This is a genomic window from Nocardia noduli (assembly GCF_019038455.1).
GTDB classification, from domain to species: domain Bacteria; phylum Actinomycetota; class Actinomycetes; order Mycobacteriales; family Mycobacteriaceae; genus Nocardia; species Nocardia noduli.
In genome coordinates this window covers 69,734-86,923 of record NZ_JAFMPL010000018.1, presented here as the reverse complement: position 1 = coordinate 86,923, position 17,190 = coordinate 69,734, and the positions used below count along the sequence as shown (strand labels likewise).

The following is a 17,190-nucleotide window of genomic DNA, read 5'->3' as shown; positions in this document are numbered from 1 at the left end:
CCATGGGGTGGTGGCCTGGTTCAACGCCGAAAAGGGGTTCGGCTTCATCCATCCCGACGACCACACTGCCGCGGTGTTCGTCGAATACACCAGCATCGAAGCCACCGGCTACCGGACCCTCACCGCCGGCGACCCGGTCGTATTTACCGCCACCGCCACCACCCGCGGGCCCGAAACCGTACGAGTACGCCCCTACCGACACGCCACAGTCCAGCCGCAACCCCGGCCATCCGATTCGAAACGACCTTCGTGATGACGCTGCAGCACACACCCCATTGCGTTCTGATCCTGCTCACGGCCCTGACCGTGCTGGCCGCTCTCGACGCGCCAGCGACGGTCCTGCTGGCACTACCCCCGCTGACAGCCGCCACGATCACGGCACTACTGCTACACCAACCCTCGGCCGATCCCCCGCGCCGATCGAGGAATTCCCGTCGACGAGGTAGCCCCTCATAACTGTCTAGCGGGCCCGACCACGTGCGTGCTTCCGAATCACTCCGAATCACTCGCAGGCACAGCCGCGCTCATCGAGAGGTGAACGTGGCAGCGGCCTTGTCAGGGTGGTGAAACGATGGGGCGTCGAGACCGGGCCGGGGAGTCCGGTCCCGACGGCCAGCGCGCGTCGTCCCGTCCCGCCGTTCACCGGAGCTCCGTGACCCAAACTCTGTCGCTTTGCACCCCGCATCGGCCGGTCTCCCATCGCATGGATCAGTCGGACTACCCGCGCACTCTCGAAGATAAACGCGCACACTAGCCGAAAAAAATCTGTAGCGGCAAGGGTAGACATTGTGCCGGGAGGGGGTTAATGTCGCTGTCGTTGCAGAGGACAAGGGCCGAATGGCCGGGCAGGTGAACTGCCCGGAAGACCCAAGAGTTCGACCGTCCCCTCCGGCGGAGAAGAGAATCCGGTGCACTCGGCCGGTCCGCCGGAGGGGATGAGGAAATACCCCGTAGACGCAGGTTGGTTCGATCAGGGAGGTGGCTTACTGCATCAGTTACTCGACTCTTCCGTGCCCGAGGATCGGGCGCCTTGTTCGCCGCCGACCCGTCCGGTCGGCGAACAGAGCAAAATCTGAATCCCCCTTCGTAAGTTCATGGGCCCCGGCGCACTGTGCGCCGGGGCCTGTCGGTGTTGAAACCTCGAGAGGTGTTGTGGACCCAGCGAACCCGAAACCCGACAGCGGCGCGTCGGCTGCTGATCGGCTCGATGACGAGCACTATCGCGCCTACAGCATGGGCAGGGCCGCGGAGATCCTCGGTGTCACCGCGGCGTTCCTGCGCAGCCTCGGCGCCGCCGAACTACCGGCCCCGCAACGCTGCGAGGGCGGGCACCGCCGCTACTCCCGCTACCAACTTCGTCTGGCCGCCCGCGCCCGCGAACTCCTCGACCGGGGCACATCACTGGAAGCGGCGTGCCGGATCATCGAGTTGGAAGACCAACTCGCTGTGGCCGTCGAACTCAACGCCGAACTGACCCGACAGAATCCGACCGGCGACCCAGCGGTTCGTATGCTTGCAACAGTTCTCGGCCCTCGTCCGAGAGTCGGTAGCCGTTCGGGCCGTTTTCGAAGAGGTGTCGGCTGCCGCTATCAGCGACACACGGGTTCCGGCTCGTCGCTGCGCCTGAGTCATCGCAGCTTCGTCGCGCTGCCCATGAGGGCTCCCCGCCGACAAAGGCGCCGACCGCTGGCTATGCCAAGGGAAAGTTGGCTGACATCGAGATGTCGCTTCTCACGATGAACACTTGCGACCGCGGTGAGCGTCGCCAGCCGTGGCAGCGGCGGCAGTGCGCGACCGAGCGCCCTTCGGGCTGATCATCGATGGCGGCCCTATCGTTTTCCTTCGGCGCTGACGGTTTCGTTGCGAGTGTGGCCCGACCGAGCGGCATCGGCGGCCGACTACGGGTTCCGGCTTCCGATCAGCAGGCGCGCCGATGACGTCGAGCATTGCACCTGGCAGATTGAAGGCATGGCATCCAACACTGAAAAGTATCTGCTGAGCAACGGGACCGACGATCGTGTGTCGTTGTTCCACGACGGCAGGGTCAAAGTGTGGTCGCCCTCCCACCTATGGGAAATCGTCGAATCCGGTCGACACAACGCGTTGGGCCAGTCCGTGCGGATCGCAGTGGGACGGACACTCCAGGTCAAGGGGCCGACAGCCGCCCGTGAAAAGCTGCATTTCACCGCCTCGACAGATTCGGCGCTCGGTGATGCCGAGGCAGCAACCATCGCTGGCGACAACGGAACCTTTGTGGTCTTCCACCACGACGGCTCGGTCACCGTCGGAAACGACGGTCGAGACATCGAAGAGACCGTCAACACCGGCCGTGAAGGACTCGCCGGCACCGAGTCCGGCCGCGGAGGCTCGGTGATGGTCTTCTTCGCGGGAACCTACCGGCCCAGAACCATCCGCAGCAGCGACTACCAAGTCAACATCCCCGAAAACAGGCGACGAGGCCGCGGACAACACCCGGACGAACACGAGATCCGAGAAGGCAAGATCGGACGGCCACGCAGACCCGTCTCCTGAACATTCAGCCCGGTCGATCCCAGGTAAGGCAAAGTCCCTGCGGCTGCCCCGGGATATGAGCCGGGGGTGGGCGCTGGGGTCTGGTGGAGTGAGTGTCCGCTTCCTGCATCCAGTGGTTGTGCTTTGAATCATGCTGCCCCGGTGTGTGATGCACCGCTCGGACCGTGATTCGGTGGCCGGGGGCCGGGAATTCCCCACCCATGTTCGAGAAGGAGTCGACGTTACCGATCACAGAGGTTGTCACGCCCGCGGCGACGGGCAGTTTCCGGTTCTGGTTCGCCGATCACCGCTGGGAATGGTCCGACGAGGTCGCCGCAATCCACGGGTACGCACCCGGACAGGTCGATCCGAGCACCGAGTTACTGCTGTCACATAAACATCCCGACGACCGCAACGAGGTCGCCGAAACTCTGGCCACAGTGCTCGAGACCGGACTGCCGTTCTCGAGCCGCCACCGCATCATCGACACCGCCGGCCGACTCCACCACGTCCTGGTCGTCGGCGACCAACTCGAAGACGCCGAGGGCGCGGTCATCGGAACAGCCGGGTTCTATATCGACGTCACCACCACCGTCGCCGCCGAACGCCGAGACATCATCGATGACGAACTGCCCGACATGCTCGCCGCACGAGAAACCATCGAGCAAGCCAAGGGTGCGTTGATGGCGATCTACGGCATCAACGCGCAACAGGCGTTCTCGGTACTGGTGTGGCGATCGCAGGAAACCAACACCAAACTCCGTGTCCTGGCAGAAAAATTCCTCGCGGAAGTCGCAGGTTTGCGCGGCGCGGAGACCCGCACCCGCACCCGCACCCGTTTCGACCATCTACTGCTGACCCTGCACGACCGAGTCTGACCGCTTCCGCCCGCTCGGGGACGGCTACTGCTGATCGTCGAGACCGAGCGAATCGGCGATGTCGAACGGGATTTCCTGGTCGAACTGGTCGGCATACTGGTCCCACACGGCCAATACCCGGTCGGCGATCTTCTGGAAATGAGCGGACTCGACGGCGACCTCTACCGCGGTGGCCATCTCGGTGCGAGTGGGTTCGCTCCACAGTCGGCTCAAATACACATCGGCGCTATCGCGGTAGGTCGCGAGTCCGCGTACTTGATCGCCGCCCAACGCAGGCACCCAGGCCGGGGAAATGTCTGTCGCGCAGACCGCGCCGGTCAAATGGGCGCGCAGCAACAGGAATTCCAGCAGTTCACGGGCCTGGATGTGAAAGCTCTCCACCGCGGCCTCACGCAGCAACGGGCCCACCCCCTCGACCCCCAGCACTCCGGGCAACCCGGCCACCATCTGCGCCGCCCGCCGCGATTGAACAAGGCGCGCCTGCTGCGCCGCCTCGCTCGGAGGACCATTGACCATCGCCGAACCATTCACCACCCCAGTCTCCCAGACATCGGGGTCGCCGGATATCGCGATCCGCGCTATGTCTACGCGGCGTCCGCGCCCATCACACTGCCCTCGCGGCGACATACCCCGCCGGTGTTCGGGCTGGCGGGACAGCGGCCCGCCGATCGGCCCGCCGACCCGGCGGCGCTGCGGAACAGACGCGCAACGCTGGAATCTCCTGTGGCGCGGGGCATTGACGATTCTCGCGTTGTACTCGGCTGGAGCCGGTCACCGACGTGCGCAGCCACCTGGTCACCGGCCACCGCCCTGCTGGCCGCTGATCCGACATTGGTGCCGTGGCCCCGAACCGGCAGACGGTACGTTGCACCAGACCCGGGCCTGGCTGTTCACCGACGAGCGGCCGCTACCCGCCGACATCGAGCGGTTCCTCGACGCGGGCGAACCATCGGTGCTCATGGGATTCGGCAGCACGCCCGCGCCCGGTGGTGCCGTGCCCGCGGTCGCCACAGCGGCCCGTGCGCTCGGCAGACGACTGATCGTGGCCGGTGGCTGGGCCGAACTCACATCCTGCGCAAACGTGCCCACGCCGACCACCGCCTCGTCGAGATCGCCGCCGAGGCCGCGGCGATGATCGGACCGCTGCTGTTCGCCGAGTCCGAGGCTTTCGCTCGACGTGAGGAAGGCTCACGCCTGGTCGACCAAATCGAAACCCTCTGGGAAGCCAACAGCAACCCATCGACCTCAACCCGATGGTGTCGGCCACGCGCCGGTGGGCAACAGGCCAACTGATCAAAGCCGCCGACACTACAGCCCACCACACCCTCACCAACACTGTGCGGGTCCTCGTGCCCGACCACCCTGGCACCCTGCTCTCCCGCAACAACCTCGCGTTTGCCCACGAGTCCACGGGCAGGCTCGATGAAGCCATCGTGCTCCACGAACAGAACCTCACCGATCGCGAGCAAGCACTCGGACCGGACCACCCCGACACCTTGGCCTCGCGCAACAATCTCGCCGCCGCCTACAACTCTGCGGGCGCGCCTAGCCGAGGGACCTGGCAGCTGATGTGCTAGGCCGTGGGTGTCCGAGATCTTTCCCGTTGCCGACATTTCGCGGTGACCAAGCCCGATCCGGAAATCGCCAGGTCGTCGGATCGGGCTCGTTCGGTGTCGAGAACAATGTCGCCGACAGCGGCCCGGGGCTGATCACCGTGATTCTCGCGATCCGCCGACCGGCCGAATCGTTGCTGCCATGGCACGGTGTCAACGCCGGATGTCGGCGGATCGATCCGAATGACCCGCTGCTGTATCGACGATCGCCTGGCCACACCGCCCACGCGACCGTGCGTCACACACCTATCGCCATCAAGAACCGGGTGAGCCGATGCCGGTATCGAATTTCGCGCCGGGGTCATTCTGGAGCCCCGCCGAACCCTGCTCGGGTCTCGCGCAGCAGGACCCGCCGGTACCAGTCCGGATCCGAGACCCCCGATGCGGCCTCGAACGCACGGATCGTGTTCGCGCGTTCGGTGTAGGCCCACCCGAGCTGGCGCTCGGATCCGGTCAGGTCCGGCCATCCGGCCGCGCGGGCCGCGGTGACGTCAGCGTTGTCGAGGCCATCGTGAGTAGTCATACCGTCGATGGCGCAGTCGACCACGACATCCGGGCACAAGGGGTGCGCGAAATGTGATTCGTCGAGACAGAGCAGATTCCGGTCCGTCTTTGGGGCCGGGCGTGTTGCCCGTAGGGTTGTGCGTCCTGGCTGACCTGCGGCTGCTCTACGTCGACGACTCCGGTGTCGAGAACACCGGCTGCATCGGCTGGATCGTCTTCGGCTGGCTGGACTGCACTCACGAGGCGTGGCGTGGTGGGCGTGCCTGCACGATCTGCTGGAGATGCGAAAAGAGCTGTACCGCAAGCTTAGGTCACCGGCTACACGGTGCTCACCGACGACCTCGGCCCCTACGCCTATCTCGGCATCGCGATCGGCGCACGCCGCCGCGGCGGCGTCGCCAGGGGTACACATCGGGCGGAGTCCCCGACCTGTTCGGGTGGGGTTGTCGCTGACCGTGTTTGGCTGTTCGACGGAGGCCGCCCGGGCGATCGAGGTCGATCGTCCGGGCGGGCTTCATCCGATGATGCTCGGGGGCTCAGTCGCCGTAGGTGAGGTTCCCGGCGGCTTGGATGAGCTTGCCCGCGATGTGCAGGTCCCCGTTGGAGTCGAGGATGGCGATGATCTTCTTCTCGGTTCCGTGATAGGTGGTGAAGAAGATCTTGTCCGCCTCCTGGGTGTTGCTGAAGTTGGTGTTGACCGACAGTTCGATGCTGTTCGGCGACCCGATCAGCACATCCTTCTTCCTGGGCTCCGCCGGATAGCGCTGGTTCTGCCGCAACGCCACCCGACCGTTCGGGTCGCCCTGGGTCCAGTCACTGGCGACGCCGAGATCCAGATCAGCCATGTTCACTCCTCCTCCCGCCCGAAGAATCACCTCGGGCGCACAACGAACTCTCCGCAATCGATTCGAAGAGCACAAAAACCACGCGAAAACCCGAGCGGCGAATATCGATGAGTCATGCATTCGTAACCATCGAAAAGCAGACCGTCCCCCTGTTCGCCGTAGGATTCCCTGCGCGGCAAATACGAGCCTATGCGTGTCTACGTGCAGTTTTCTGGACTATGGGCCGATCGGAGGCAAGAGCAACATTTATACACACCATCGCTTCACATCGGCAGAAATATTCCGGATACGGACCGGTCGCATTCCTTGGTAATCAAAGGATTACCAAGCCTGTCGAATTCGAGTGGGAGCCGCTCGAGAAACTGCCCAGGGACTCGACCGAAGTGTGCACCGGATCGGGGGAACCAGCCCCGGGGGTGGACAACGCAGCATCACTCGACCGGGTTCGCGCTGGGCCCGCGGTGGACGCCAGCACCGGTCATGGCGCGGACCTAATCGGTCGGATAACCCGCCACCGAGATGCCCCTGTGTCGACAGAACGGGCTCTGGCACAAATTGCGTGTGCGCCGTGAGGCGCTGTGTTTCGCATGGAGGTGAGACCTTCGTCGTCGGCCTGTCTTAGCGGGTAGACGGAGTTGAGGGCAGCCTGATCCGGGTGGTGCCGGGGAGGGCGGGAGCAGCCCTGACAAAGCCCGGACGTGGTCAGTACTGCCAGATGGTGCGGGTCCGGCGAACGAGATGAAGAGGAGGACGCGAGGAACCAGCGTTGTTACGTCCCTTTATGTGCCGCCTGCTCGAACCTGTCGGATCCGGCAGAAGCGGCGCGCACCTACCACTTTCGTAGTGGTCGGGGAACTCCTGGATCGGTTTACGAAAGCCGGTCCGGAGGCCACGAGGAAGGTCTACGGCGTATTCGTGGCGACGCCGCAGGGACACAGTTGCATCCGACGATTACCAGCACACTGATCGGCAACAGCATCACCGCAGCCGCCGAAGGCGAATAGCCGAGCAGCCGCACTGGGATTCGAGTTCCCTGTTCGCAGTAGTGGCGGCCCGGCGTCGGTTGAGGGTGCCGAGCGCGATATCGCGCGCGTGCACGAGGTTGTCGAGTCGGCACTCGAGAAGTCCGGTCTGGCATGGACTTTCATCCGCCCGGGCATGTTCGCCACGAACACCCTGTGGTGGTGGCAGCGCTCGATCCGGGATACCGGCGGGTTCGCGTGCCCTATCCCGACGCGCGCACCGCGCCCGTGCACGAGCGGGACCTCGCCGCGCTGGCGGTGGCCGCGCTGACCGAACCAGGACACGAGCGTCGCGTCCACACCGTGCCGGGCGCACATGCGCTGATCGTGCGCGAGCAGGTGGCGGCGATCGGCGCGGCGATCGGTCGCGAGATCGCAGTGGAGGTGATCCCCGTCGATCACGCTCGGGCGGAGATGTATCGGATCATGCCCGCGCTCGCCGTCGACACCACCCTGCGCGCGTGGGAGGCCGGAATCGACAGCGCCCCGCAAGTTTCGAAAATCGTCGAGGAGTTCACCGGTCGACCCGCGCACACTTTCGAGCAGTGGGCGCGAGACCACGCGGCGGACTTCTGCTGAGAGCTCGGCCTCGCCCGATCGGCAAGGCGGCGAAGATCGGGTTGTGGACCCAGTTCAGCATGCGTTCGGCGTCGTACTTCCCGGCCGACCAGGAGACCACCCGCCAGCCACGCGGCGGTTACCGGATTGTTGTCGATCTCGGCGAGCAGTGCGGCAAAGGCCTCCTTCCGTCGGCCTGCTGGGATCGAACTCATCGGCATCGGGTCCGGACAGAGTGGTGACCCATCTCTACGGTGACCGCATTCGCGGCTACTTCGACACCTCGACGCGGCGGTGGCCTTTGGCGTATTTCGGCAATACGCGGAATATGGAATTCAGCCAATCATTTCGGCGTTGGATAGTGACTTGCCGGAACCGGTCGGTGCGTCGCCGCAAGCCATGGACCCGATCGAGGATTGCCTGATGTTCGGGGGCGAGGTCGGCGGGGTTGGTCATGATCCAACTGACGAATTTCCGGACTGGTGGTGGCTTGCTCGGATTCGCCGAGATCATGGTCGAGCGGCGCGGTCGAGATCTCGAACGGTGGATGGCCGCAGTCGATGTCGACGATCAACCAGCAGTGCACTCGTTCGTCAGAGGTCTACGCCGTGACCGAGACGCCGTCGTCGCGGGCCTGACCATGTCCTGGAGCAGCGGAACGGTCGAAGGGCATGTCAACCGCATCAAGATGCTCAAACGGCAGATGTTCGGCCGCGCCAAGACCGACCTGCTCCGAAAGCGAATCCTGTTGAGCAAGTGACCAACCTGCGGATCCGCGATCACGAAATTTGTGCCAGATCCAGGATTGGCGCGCCGTTGACAACCGGTTCCCTCCAAATGCCCGAGAGCAGGGTGTGGTCCATCGCCGTAGCGCAGCAGTGCCGCGAAAACGGTGACCACCGATCAGGTTCCCCGAGGGTGAACATGCTGCCGTGCAGTTGGATCGGAGCCATCAACAGCGCCATTTCGCGCCAGCTCAGGGCGCAAGACTGCCTTTGTGTCGCTGGCGGTACGCCGCTGACTTGGCGCGGGTGCCACAGATATCCATCCCACACCAACGGCGGTTGCCTCCACGGGAACGGTCCACGAACAGACGCGTGCAATCGGTTCCGCCGCATTCACGCAGCCGGGCATGCTCCTCGCCACCGACCGCCTCGATCGCGGACCGCGCGACGGTGGCCAGCACGTTGTCCAGATCACCCTCCCGAACTCGGTGTGCCACCTCGAGTAGTCGGGTCTTGACCGGTGGAACCGCCGCGAACTGGTTGACCACCCGACGGTCGGCCTCGGGAAGCTCAGCACCGCGCGCACATGCCACCCCGCACTGATAGATCGCCTCCCGTAGCTGCAACGCACTATCGAAACTCGCGGCGTCGATCTTCGGAACCACATCCAGCAATGCGCTGGCCGCGATCCACTGCGCCAGATCACCAGGTGCGCTCAGTCGTTCCAGCGGCGCCGACTCGCGGTACATCCGTGTACCCGCGAAATCCAACGCAACGTTGTCACTGACGAACTCGAACTCCACGCGACCATCTTAGAGGGTGACAACCTGTTGAACAATCCGTATGCGCGTTTCCTCTACATCGTCGACCAGGATGGGCCATCTCAGTTCGTCACCCTCTTGACAGGTGATGCAATCTGGGGTGATCCTCGATCGAACATCGCGACACCGCGTGGAGAGGCCCGATGAGCGAATCCACACGTACGGCCCCCGACCACTCCGACCACTCGAACACGGCGACGACCGCGATCACCTATGCCGTCCCGGCCACCTTCGTCCTGGCCTGGAGTTCGGCCTACATCATCGGTGCCATCGGGATCGACTCCACTCCCCCGTTCACGCTCACCTTCCTCCGGTTCGCACTCGCTGCCCTCGTCATGCTCGCCATCGCTGTCGGCACCCGCGCGTCCTGGCCCCGCACCCTCGCGGAGGCCGGGCACATCCCCGTCGCGGGCGTGCTCGTACAAGCAGTCCAGTTCCTCGGCGTCTTCGCCGGCATCAACGCCGGTGTACCACCGGCGATCTCGGCGCTCGTCCTCGGCATGAATCCCGTCCTGACCGCTCTGCTCGCCCACCGATTCCTCGGCGAACGGACCACCGCCCGGCAACGTTGGGGTTTCGCGCTCGGTGTCGTCGGCGTCGTCCTGGCCGTCGCCAACGGATTGCGCTGGTCGACACACATATTCACCGGCATCGGCTTCACCGTGATAGCGGTGCTCGCCATCAGCGGCGGCACCGTGTACCAGAAGCGGTTTTGCCCGTCCATGGATCTGCGCAGTGGCCAAGCCCTTCAACTGGGTGCCTCCACCGTCGTTGCCGGACTGTGCGCTATCACCTTCGAGCATCCACACACCACCGACCCCCGCACCCTGGGACTGAGCGTCACCTGGCTCGCCCTGGTCAACTCCATCGGCGCAGTGAGCCTTTTGTACGTGATGATCCGGCGAGGACAGGCCGGACGCGCCAGCAGTTTGTTCTTCCTCGTTCCCTCGGTCACTGCGGCAATGTCGGCCCTGACCCTGCACCAGCCCCTGGCGGCACTCGCGATTGCCGGGTTCGCAGTCTCCGCCACCGGCGTCGCGTTGGCAAGCTTTCGCAGCTCACATCGCCCAGAACGGTGAGATCGCGAGTATTCGGCACTGAATTGGACCGATGCCGGTCGGGTGACTCCGCGACGATTTTTGAACGCCACACTGAGAGTAAACGTGTTGGCCTACCCGATGTTTCAGACGATCGCGCCTGCGAAAGAAGTCGTTTGACGCAGCAGTTCGGCCGCCGACGCCACGCGCAGGCCGGCCGAGCGGTCGGGCCGGTCACGGAGGATCTCATGGAGGATGGCGTCCGAATCGGATATTCGCCCCCGATTGCGGTCGGCCGGTCAACCGGACTTGGTGGCCGAGAATCTGAATTGGTCACCGCGAGTGGGGTATTCCGCGGCCATACCGACGGTGATCGCGGTGAACCCGGCCGCGGCCAACCGTCGGGGTAACGTCGCGGGATCTGCGGGGACGAAAGTATCGTCGAGATGGGCTTGTCGCATGCGCGGCGAGTCGATGGTATCGACACCGAGAAACACACCACCCGGGCGCAGTACACGATGAACCTCGGCGAACAACTCATCTTGGGCGTGCGGTGACGGCATGTGGTGCAGCATCGAGAAACAGGTCGCAGCCGAGAACCGGTCATCGGGTATGGCCAGTCTCGTGGCATCGCCGTGGATCACCTCGACATTGCTGCCCGCCAGCCGTACGGCAAGTGCGGCAGCGAGTTCGGTGTCCACCTCGACCGCCGTCACCGCCGCCGCGCACTCGCGCAGCAGATCGGTCGTCAACCCCGGCCCCGGACCGATCTCGAGGACGTCCTCGCCCAGATCGGCGATGGTTTGCAACCACGGCAGCAGATCGACACGAAGATCCTCGGCCCAGGCCGGACTCGCCAGATACGTGAGATGGTTTTTGTTCATGTCGTCATTGCTACCGTCGACCGATCCACCGATCACCGCTGCGGCGGCCGGACATGTCGCAACTTCGGCCACCCCGGTACTACGTCGAGTTCGAGCCCGATCCTCGGACCCGCGAGCGGGAACCTACCCGTACGAGGCGACCGACGTGGTCTCCGGATGGCACGTCCACGACATGCACCAACTCGAATACGCGTTCCGAGGGATCGTCCAAGTCGAAACCGACACGGCCCGCTACCTGCTGCCACCACAGCAGGCGGTGTGGATACCGGCAGGCGTGGCCCACAACACCACACTGCGTCGGGTTCGCACGGTCTCGGTGTTCCTCGACCCCGACATGGTCACCGACACACAGCACCGGGCGCGCGTCCTGTCCGTGCCACCGGTACTTCGAGAGATGATCCTCTATGCCGCCCGCTGGCCGATCGACGGGCCCACCACCGACCCCGCCGCACCGGCCTTCTTCGACGCCGTCGCCGCCCTACTGACACAGTCGATGACCGACGAGACCCCCTACCATCTCCCGGTCACCACCGACCCGATCGTGACCGCGGCCATGCACTACACCGACAACCACCTCGACACCGCAAACCTGACAGCGGTGTGCGCCGCCGTCGCGGTCTCCGAACGCACACTACGACGACGCTTCACCGCCACCACCGGACTCACCTGGCGCGACTACCTCACCCACAGCCGCATGCAGCGCGCCATGGCACTACTCACCGAAACCGACAGAACCATACTCGACATCGCCCTCGCGATCGGATTCGACAACCCAGGCTCCTTCGCCCGCGCCTTCGCGACCCACACCGGCCGAAACCCCAGCCTCTACCGCAAACACACCCGCAGACCAATATCTTCGTAGGCGATACGGACCGACCGGCCAACCACAGCACGAGCGGACGCTACGCCGACAAGCGACTCGACCTTCGCAGCGACACCGTGTGCGGGGTCAATCAGGCAAGCCTCGATCGAGGGGGCCGGTCCTGAAATCAGGCCCGGTTGTGGGGACCTTCTCTGCTTTCTGATTCCGGAGGAGCCTGCCTTCGTGCCGGGGGAACCTCCTGCGAGCTTCCTAAGGATGGCCGAGGGTCGCTGGCGTGTGCCCGTGCCGTGCTGATCAGCTGGCGGACTTGCTTCGCGGAAATCTCGAGTAGGTCGGCGACGTCGTCGTCGCTCTGGCCCTGGTCACGGATCAGTGCGGCGACCGCGGCCTGGTCGGCACGTAACCGCGTGATCTCCTCGGTGGCGCGATTCTGCACCGCGCTGATCTGACCGCGCAGATCCGCGACCTCACGATCACGAGCGGCCTCGCACGCGTTGATCGCCTGCCAGGCTTGCAAGTAACGCCGCACCGCGGCGGCGATGGTCTGTTCGCGCTGGCGGGCGAGCACGCGGCGCTGACGCACCCGTTCACGCGAGCGTTCCAAGCGCACAGACAATTCCGGTGATGCAGAGTTCCGCGGAGGACGACGCGACGACATTGCTGAACCTCACAAAGTTCGTTGAGTCAGCCCGCTGATCCGTCCGCCCACCAGAATACGCCTCTTTCGCGCCACCTGGCGTGTGCTCGGTGAGGTCTTTACGGAGCGGCGGCGGGTGTGGTTACCCGGCGTCGATCTGGTCGGCGGCGTTGAGCAGGTGGGCGGCGATCTTGCATGCCTCGCTCCCGGTCAGGTCGGTCACGAGCCCGTGGGTGATCAACTCCAGACACACCTCGCGGCGATCATCGAAATCGAACGCGCTCACTCGCACCGCGACGGTGACACCGCAGGTGTAGGGGTGCGGGTGGCGCACCACCATGAACGGTCCGCGATGCTCCACGGCCGCGAGACCGAGTTCGCGGCCGACTTCGCTGTGGCCGAGGCACCACGACGGACAATCCCCGTCAGCGGGCGCCAGCACCAGATCCGCGCCCAGGATGAGGATCCGGGCGGCTCGGCGCGCGTCGGCGGTACTCAACTCGACGCCCACGCCGTGCGGGTCGATCACACCGATCAGGCACTGGCGGTGCCCCTCGCGGTCGTGAGCGCTCGACTGGATCCACACCTGGCGGGTCGTGTCGAACTCTAGTCGGTCGTACAGATTGACCGCGACTTCCGGACCGTAGTGCGCACCCCCGCCCGGAGGCTCACCGGGCAACGCGCCGCGATGGTCGATGCACCACGACGGACAGGAAAACACCACGGCCACAACGACTCCCCACAAGTCACCCGACATTCTGAGCCTGCCGAACCCCAGGCCCACCCGGCCACTGTAACCACACCTCAGCACACCGAGGACCTAGACCCACCCGATCTCCATCCCACCACCAGTAGGGAGTTTTGATGTTCGCATCCGACCCGCTGTTCCCTCGAACCGAATCAGCACCGGATCCCGCGCTCGCCAACACGGTGTCGGCGGCGCTTCCCGAGGCTCTTGCCGAGGTATTCCGACGCCGCGCCCAAGTGCAACACGAGGATGAAGAGTCCGGCTACGACGGCCGCGACCTCGAACGAGAAGGGCGGCACAGTTCGCTGGCAACCGATATCCCCATCACTGACCAACCATTTGCTGCATCACATCAAGAGCCGCGGCGGAACCGATACGACGACCAAACTCCTGCGATACCGCAACGGCAAACCGATGGGCCGCCGTCGCTTCGACTACCTCAGCGAGCGACTGCGGGATTACCTGCCAAGGGCCAAACACCATCCAATTCAGCATCCACTGGCTTCGCCACACCACCCTCACCTGGGTCGAGCGCGAATACAGCTACGCCGTAGCCCGCGCCTACGCCGGCCACGGCCAACGGGCCGTTACTTCCACCGGGGCAACCTTCACCTACGTCCGGGCCGGTCTACCCGAAGTTGCCCATGCCCTGTCGACCCTGACCGGCGAACCTCATCCGATGGCGGAGGCTGCCCGTCACCCGCTCGCGGCAAAACCGGCGGACTTCCCACGACCGGCGGTCGGTAGGGTATGAGCCTATGAACACGCAAACATTGCGTATTCGCTGCAATTTGCGTGTCAGAACGCGTGTACTATTTGCCCGGATATACACCCGCGGGAGCTCGGACATGGCCGGGCTGAGAGGGCGGACCCGAAGCGCCGCCGACCGCATGAACCTGTCCGGGTAATGCCGGCGTAGGGAAGCGAGTTGCCCGATGGCCTCATCGACCGCCGACACGACGGGCCAGGAGGCCCCGCTCACGTTGGATCAGCCAGCGCCGAGGGTGCTGTCGTTCTGGGATCAGAGCGCGTTCTGGGCGAATCTGGGCGTCAGTCTTTTCGCGTTCTCCGGGGCCTACACCGTCCTCGCGCCGAATACCGAGGGCGCGGCGCAGATCTCGATCGCGGCGGGCATCGTCGCGATGATCATCGGCACCGTGGTCGGTGGACTGATGCTCGGGCTCGCCGCCGTCCCCGGCGCGAAAACCGGCAAACCGGCGATGATGCTGCTGCGGGGTCTGTTCGGCGCGAAACTGAGTTATGTGCCGACGGTGCTCAATATCGCCCAGCTCATCGGGTGGGGCACCTTCGAGTTGATCGTCATCGGCAATGCCGCCGAAGAGATGTTCGGCGGCGGTCCGCGCTGGCTCTACGTCGTCGTCGCCGGTGTCATCACCACCGTGCTCACGATCTGGCCGCTGGGGTCGGTGCGCCTGCTGCGCCGATTCGTGACGGTGGGCGTCGGCATCGCGCTGCTCTGGTTCTACATCCAGTTCTTCCGTGCGGGCCTGCCCGATCTGACCGCCGATCCCGGCCCCGAGGGCAGCGGCCCGTTCGGCGCCGACTGGTCGCTGTTCTGGATCGCCACCGATGCCGCACTGGCCGTATCGATCTCCTGGATGCCGGTCGCGGCCGACTACACCCGTCACGCGCGCAGCACGAAAGCGGCGTTCGGGGCGGCGAGCGGCGCGTACGGACTCACCCAGATCCTCGCCTACATCCTCGGTCTGTTCGCGCTCGCGCTGTCCACCGGCGACGGCACCTACGGGCCGTTCCTCAGCGTCACCCTCGGCGCGGCGTTCTTCTTCATCCTGGTGCTGCGCGAAGCCGACCAGTCCTTCGCCAACGTGTACTCCACCGCGGTCTCGATCCAGAACCTCGCGCCGCGCGTCGACCGCAGGGCGCTCTCGATCGGGCTCGGCGCGCTGATCACGGTGCTGGCGCTGTGGCTGGACATGGACGACTACTTCGGCTTCCTCGGCCTGATCGGCTCGGTATTCGTGCCGCTGCTCGGCGTTCTCGTCGCCGATTTCTTCCTGCGCACGCACGGCGAGTGGAACACCGCCGCCGACGCGCCGTCACGCTGGGGCATGATCGTGGCCTGGCTGGTCGGGCTCTCGGTGTACCAGCTGATCAATCCCGGTGACGCGGGCGTGTGGACCGATGCCTGGGTGCGGGTACAGGAATGGCTGCATTTCACCAAGCAGCCGTGGATGAGCGCGTCGCTGCTGTCGTTCCTCGCCGCCGTCGCGGTGGCGTGGCTGGTGGGCAGGTTCGTCGACCGCCGCGCCTCGGTGTCAGCGCGCGGATAGCGTCGCGAGGGCGGCCAGCGCCGCCCGCTGGAAGGTTCGCGTGTGGGTTCGCGGCGGTGTGTCGACGCCGCCGCGGACCCACTGGCGGCAGTACTCCTGGGCCGGTCCGACGCAGAGCGCGTGTGCCAGCGAGAAGCCGGAACCGTCGTCGGCTCCGGCGCCGGGCAGCTCGGCGTAGCAGCGTCGGAGCGCGTCGAAGAATTCTCGATTATGCTGCGCCAGTGCGGGTTTCGCTATGGCTCCGACCTCGTCGGGCAGGGTGGCGAACAGGAAGCGCGCGAGCTCTCGGTGATCTTCGACCCAGCCCAGATGCGCGGCGATGAACGCGAGTACGTCGCGCTCGCCGTCGCCGGAACCGAGGCGGTCGAGCACGGCGCGCTGGTAGTCCAGCATCGCTTCGACGTAGACCGCCGCCGCGAGCCCGGCCTTGGAGCCGAAGGCGTGGAACATACTGCCGCTGGACAATCCGAGCCGATCGCGCACCGCGGCGACGGTGAACGCCGGATACCCCTTCGCGAGCAGATGCGTCCTCGCCTCGGCCAGGATCCGGTCGCGGGTGCCCCCCGCCACCTAGACCCCGAACTCGGTATCGATACCGGATCGCACGGCCTCGAGCACCGCCGCCCGCACCCGTGTCTTCGTGCCGAGATGCGCGACCATGTCCAGGCCCGCGAGCCGTTCGGCCTCGGCGTACACGCCGCTGCGCAACGCGTCCTCGTCCTCGGCGACGACGTCGAGGAAACCCAGTTCGCGCGCTTCCCCCGGCGCGAACAATGCCCCGGTGCCCGCCGCGCGATCGAATCCGGGTGCGGTGAGCCGATGCCGGGCCGTCTCGACGCCGTAGTGCGGGATGGTCAGTCCGATCGCGACTTCGTTCAGTCCGATCTTGAAATCACCGGCGACGCCGAAGCGCACATCGGTCGCGAGCAGCACGAACGCGCCCTGCGCGATCGCGTGGCCGGCGCAGGCCGCGATGACCGGATACGGGAAACTCAGCAGTCGGTGGACGAGTTCGCCGCCCGCCCGCAGGGTCCGAACGACTTCCCCCGGATCGCGGTCGAACATGGCGAGGTCGTATCCGGCGGAGAACAGCCGAGACCGCCCGGTCAGCACGACCACGGCCCGGTCGGTCTCGGCTTGTGCCAGCGCCGCCGTCAGTTCGCGAATCATCTTCTGCGACATCACATTCGCTTTACCGTCATCCATCGCGATGGTGGCGACGGCGCCTTCGCGTGTGTATCCGACGAGATCAGGCACGACAACTCCTTCGTC

19 protein-coding genes, 3 pseudogenes and 1 riboswitch are annotated in these 17,190 nt (G+C 65.4%); of the genes and pseudogenes, 11 read left to right on the top strand and 11 right to left on the bottom strand.

Annotated elements, in window-relative coordinates; genetic code table 11:
* Positions 1-7: 7 nt before the first annotated feature.
* The 4 genes and pseudogenes from JZ792_RS13745 to JZ792_RS13730 all read left to right on the top strand — a co-directional run.
* A pseudogene (locus tag JZ792_RS13745) lies at positions 8-190 on the top strand (cold shock domain-containing protein); the annotation flags it as partial.
* A gap of 1,043 nt (positions 191-1,233) precedes the next feature.
* Positions 1,234-1,473 (top strand): annotated as a pseudogene (locus tag JZ792_RS41990) (helix-turn-helix domain-containing protein); the annotation flags it as partial.
* Between the two features lie 282 nt (positions 1,474-1,755).
* On the top strand, positions 1,756-2,532 hold the full coding sequence (locus JZ792_RS13735; RefSeq protein WP_216910669.1) for a hypothetical protein: 777 nt from the start codon (positions 1,756-1,758) through the stop codon (positions 2,530-2,532).
* A gap of 200 nt (positions 2,533-2,732) precedes the next feature.
* Positions 2,733-3,389, top strand: coding sequence for a PAS and ANTAR domain-containing protein (locus tag JZ792_RS13730; RefSeq protein ID WP_216910666.1), 657 nt, complete (start codon positions 2,733-2,735; stop codon positions 3,387-3,389).
* 24 nt (positions 3,390-3,413) lie between these two features.
* Here the strand turns inward: JZ792_RS13730 and JZ792_RS13725 are convergent, their stop codons facing one another.
* Complete coding sequence (locus JZ792_RS13725; protein WP_216910664.1) at positions 3,414-3,905, bottom strand: hypothetical protein; 492 nt, start codon at positions 3,903-3,905, stop codon at positions 3,414-3,416.
* A 349-nt stretch (positions 3,906-4,254) separates the two neighbouring features.
* On the opposite strand from JZ792_RS13725, the gene JZ792_RS13720 reads away from it, so the two are divergent.
* A complete protein-coding gene (locus JZ792_RS13720) occupies positions 4,255-4,524 on the top strand; it encodes a hypothetical protein (RefSeq protein WP_216910662.1) in 270 nt (89 codons plus the stop codon).
* A gap of 118 nt (positions 4,525-4,642) precedes the next feature.
* Positions 4,643-4,966, top strand: coding sequence for a tetratricopeptide repeat protein (locus JZ792_RS13715; protein WP_216910660.1), 324 nt, complete (start codon positions 4,643-4,645; stop codon positions 4,964-4,966).
* A 337-nt stretch (positions 4,967-5,303) separates the two neighbouring features.
* Here the strand turns inward: JZ792_RS13715 and JZ792_RS13710 are convergent, their stop codons facing one another.
* Both JZ792_RS13710 and JZ792_RS13705 read right to left on the bottom strand, forming a co-directional pair.
* Positions 5,304-5,525 (bottom strand): hypothetical protein, encoded by a 222-nt coding sequence (locus JZ792_RS13710; RefSeq protein ID WP_216910658.1) that lies wholly within the window; start codon positions 5,523-5,525, stop codon positions 5,304-5,306.
* A gap of 517 nt (positions 5,526-6,042) precedes the next feature.
* Positions 6,043-6,351, bottom strand: coding sequence for a DUF6342 family protein (locus JZ792_RS13705; RefSeq protein WP_216910656.1), 309 nt, complete (start codon positions 6,349-6,351; stop codon positions 6,043-6,045).
* Positions 6,352-7,535: 1,184 nt separating this feature from the next.
* Here JZ792_RS13705 and JZ792_RS13700 point away from each other — a divergent pair.
* Positions 7,536-7,952: a Rossmann-fold NAD(P)-binding domain-containing protein gene (locus JZ792_RS13700; RefSeq protein ID WP_216910654.1), complete on the top strand. Its 417-nt coding sequence runs from the start codon at positions 7,536-7,538 to the stop codon at positions 7,950-7,952.
* 249 nt (positions 7,953-8,201) lie between these two features.
* On the opposite strand, the gene JZ792_RS13695 is transcribed toward JZ792_RS13700, so the two are convergent.
* Positions 8,202-8,387 (bottom strand): hypothetical protein, encoded by a 186-nt coding sequence (locus JZ792_RS13695; protein WP_216910652.1) that lies wholly within the window; start codon positions 8,385-8,387, stop codon positions 8,202-8,204.
* Between the two features lie 40 nt (positions 8,388-8,427).
* On the opposite strand from JZ792_RS13695, the pseudogene JZ792_RS13690 reads away from it, so the two are divergent.
* Positions 8,428-8,691, top strand: a pseudogene (locus JZ792_RS13690) (transposase); the annotation flags it as partial.
* A gap of 216 nt (positions 8,692-8,907) precedes the next feature.
* On the opposite strand, the gene JZ792_RS13685 reads toward JZ792_RS13690, so the two are convergent.
* Entirely contained in the window at positions 8,908-9,459 is a 552-nt protein-coding gene (locus JZ792_RS13685; RefSeq protein ID WP_216910648.1) for a CGNR zinc finger domain-containing protein, read from the bottom strand.
* Between the two features lie 161 nt (positions 9,460-9,620).
* On the opposite strand from JZ792_RS13685, the gene JZ792_RS13680 reads away from it, so the two are divergent.
* The gene (locus tag JZ792_RS13680; protein ID WP_216910646.1) at positions 9,621-10,556 is read left to right on the top strand and encodes a DMT family transporter; all 936 of its coding nucleotides are present in this window, start codon (positions 9,621-9,623) and stop codon (positions 10,554-10,556) included.
* Between the two features lie 257 nt (positions 10,557-10,813).
* Here JZ792_RS13680 and JZ792_RS13675 read toward each other — a convergent pair whose 3' ends face one another.
* Positions 10,814-11,398 (bottom strand): class I SAM-dependent methyltransferase, encoded by a 585-nt coding sequence (locus JZ792_RS13675; protein ID WP_216910644.1) that lies wholly within the window; start codon positions 11,396-11,398, stop codon positions 10,814-10,816.
* Between JZ792_RS13675 and JZ792_RS13670 the strand changes: the two genes are divergently transcribed.
* Complete coding sequence (locus JZ792_RS13670) at positions 11,397-12,260, top strand: AraC family transcriptional regulator (RefSeq protein ID WP_216910642.1); 864 nt, start codon at positions 11,397-11,399, stop codon at positions 12,258-12,260. The two genes, JZ792_RS13675 and JZ792_RS13670, sit on opposite strands and share 2 nt — an antisense overlap.
* Positions 12,261-12,387: 127 nt before the next feature.
* On the opposite strand, the gene JZ792_RS13665 is transcribed toward JZ792_RS13670, so the two are convergent.
* The 3 genes from JZ792_RS13665 to JZ792_RS13655 all read right to left on the bottom strand — a co-directional run bounded on the left by JZ792_RS13665 (position 12,388) and on the right by JZ792_RS13655 (position 14,101).
* A complete protein-coding gene (locus JZ792_RS13665; protein ID WP_216910641.1) occupies positions 12,388-12,831 on the bottom strand; it encodes a hypothetical protein in 444 nt (147 codons plus the stop codon).
* 169 nt (positions 12,832-13,000) lie between these two features.
* A complete protein-coding gene (locus JZ792_RS13660; RefSeq protein WP_216910639.1) occupies positions 13,001-13,588 on the bottom strand; it encodes a DUF6907 domain-containing protein in 588 nt (195 codons plus the stop codon).
* 342 nt (positions 13,589-13,930) lie between these two features.
* Positions 13,931-14,101, bottom strand: a complete 171-nt coding sequence (locus JZ792_RS13655) for a hypothetical protein (protein ID WP_216910637.1) — start codon at positions 14,099-14,101, stop codon at positions 13,931-13,933.
* A gap of 329 nt (positions 14,102-14,430) precedes the next feature.
* A riboswitch (TPP riboswitch) is annotated at positions 14,431-14,546 on the top strand.
* On the opposite strand from JZ792_RS13655, the gene JZ792_RS13650 reads away from it, so the two are divergent.
* Positions 14,542-15,918, top strand: coding sequence for a purine-cytosine permease family protein (locus tag JZ792_RS13650; protein ID WP_216910635.1), 1,377 nt, complete (start codon positions 14,542-14,544; stop codon positions 15,916-15,918). (Overlaps the previous riboswitch by 5 nt.)
* Here JZ792_RS13650 and JZ792_RS13645 read toward each other — a convergent pair.
* The gene (locus JZ792_RS13645; RefSeq protein ID WP_216910633.1) at positions 15,904-16,488 is read right to left on the bottom strand and encodes a TetR/AcrR family transcriptional regulator; all 585 of its coding nucleotides are present in this window, start codon (positions 16,486-16,488) and stop codon (positions 15,904-15,906) included. The two genes, JZ792_RS13650 and JZ792_RS13645, sit on opposite strands and share 15 nt — an antisense overlap.
* Positions 16,489-17,175 carry a crotonase/enoyl-CoA hydratase family protein gene (locus JZ792_RS13640; protein WP_216910631.1) on the bottom strand — a complete coding sequence of 229 codons (687 nt, stop codon included), beginning with the start codon at positions 17,173-17,175 and terminating at the stop codon, positions 16,489-16,491.
* Positions 17,176-17,190: the final 15 nt, after the last annotated feature.

What these genes read in the sequence shown, in the direction of transcription:
- JZ792_RS13670 (WP_216910642.1), top strand. Translation starts at nt 11,397, where the DNA reads ATGTCGTCATTGCTACCGTCGACCGATCCACCGATCACCGCTGCGGCG.
- JZ792_RS13675 (WP_216910644.1), bottom strand. Translation starts at nt 11,398, where the DNA reads ATGAACAAAAACCATCTCACGTATCTGGCGAGTCCGGCCTGGGCCGAG.
- JZ792_RS13680 (WP_216910646.1), top strand. Translation starts at nt 9,621, where the DNA reads ATGAGCGAATCCACACGTACGGCCCCCGACCACTCCGACCACTCGAAC.
- JZ792_RS13730 (WP_216910666.1), top strand. Translation starts at nt 2,733, where the DNA reads ATGTTCGAGAAGGAGTCGACGTTACCGATCACAGAGGTTGTCACGCCC.
- JZ792_RS13655 (WP_216910637.1), bottom strand. Translation starts at nt 14,101, where the DNA reads ATGCTGAATTGGATGGTGTTTGGCCCTTGGCAGGTAATCCCGCAGTCG.
- JZ792_RS13710 (WP_216910658.1), bottom strand. Translation starts at nt 5,525, where the DNA reads ATGACTACTCACGATGGCCTCGACAACGCTGACGTCACCGCGGCCCGC.
- JZ792_RS13695 (WP_216910652.1), bottom strand. Translation starts at nt 8,387, where the DNA reads ATGACCAACCCCGCCGACCTCGCCCCCGAACATCAGGCAATCCTCGAT.
- JZ792_RS13650 (WP_216910635.1), top strand. Translation starts at nt 14,542, where the DNA reads ATGGCCTCATCGACCGCCGACACGACGGGCCAGGAGGCCCCGCTCACG.
- JZ792_RS13715 (WP_216910660.1), top strand. Translation starts at nt 4,643, where the DNA reads ATGGTGTCGGCCACGCGCCGGTGGGCAACAGGCCAACTGATCAAAGCC.
- JZ792_RS13725 (WP_216910664.1), bottom strand. Translation starts at nt 3,905, where the DNA reads ATGGTCAATGGTCCTCCGAGCGAGGCGGCGCAGCAGGCGCGCCTTGTT.
- JZ792_RS13705 (WP_216910656.1), bottom strand. Translation starts at nt 6,351, where the DNA reads ATGGCTGATCTGGATCTCGGCGTCGCCAGTGACTGGACCCAGGGCGAC.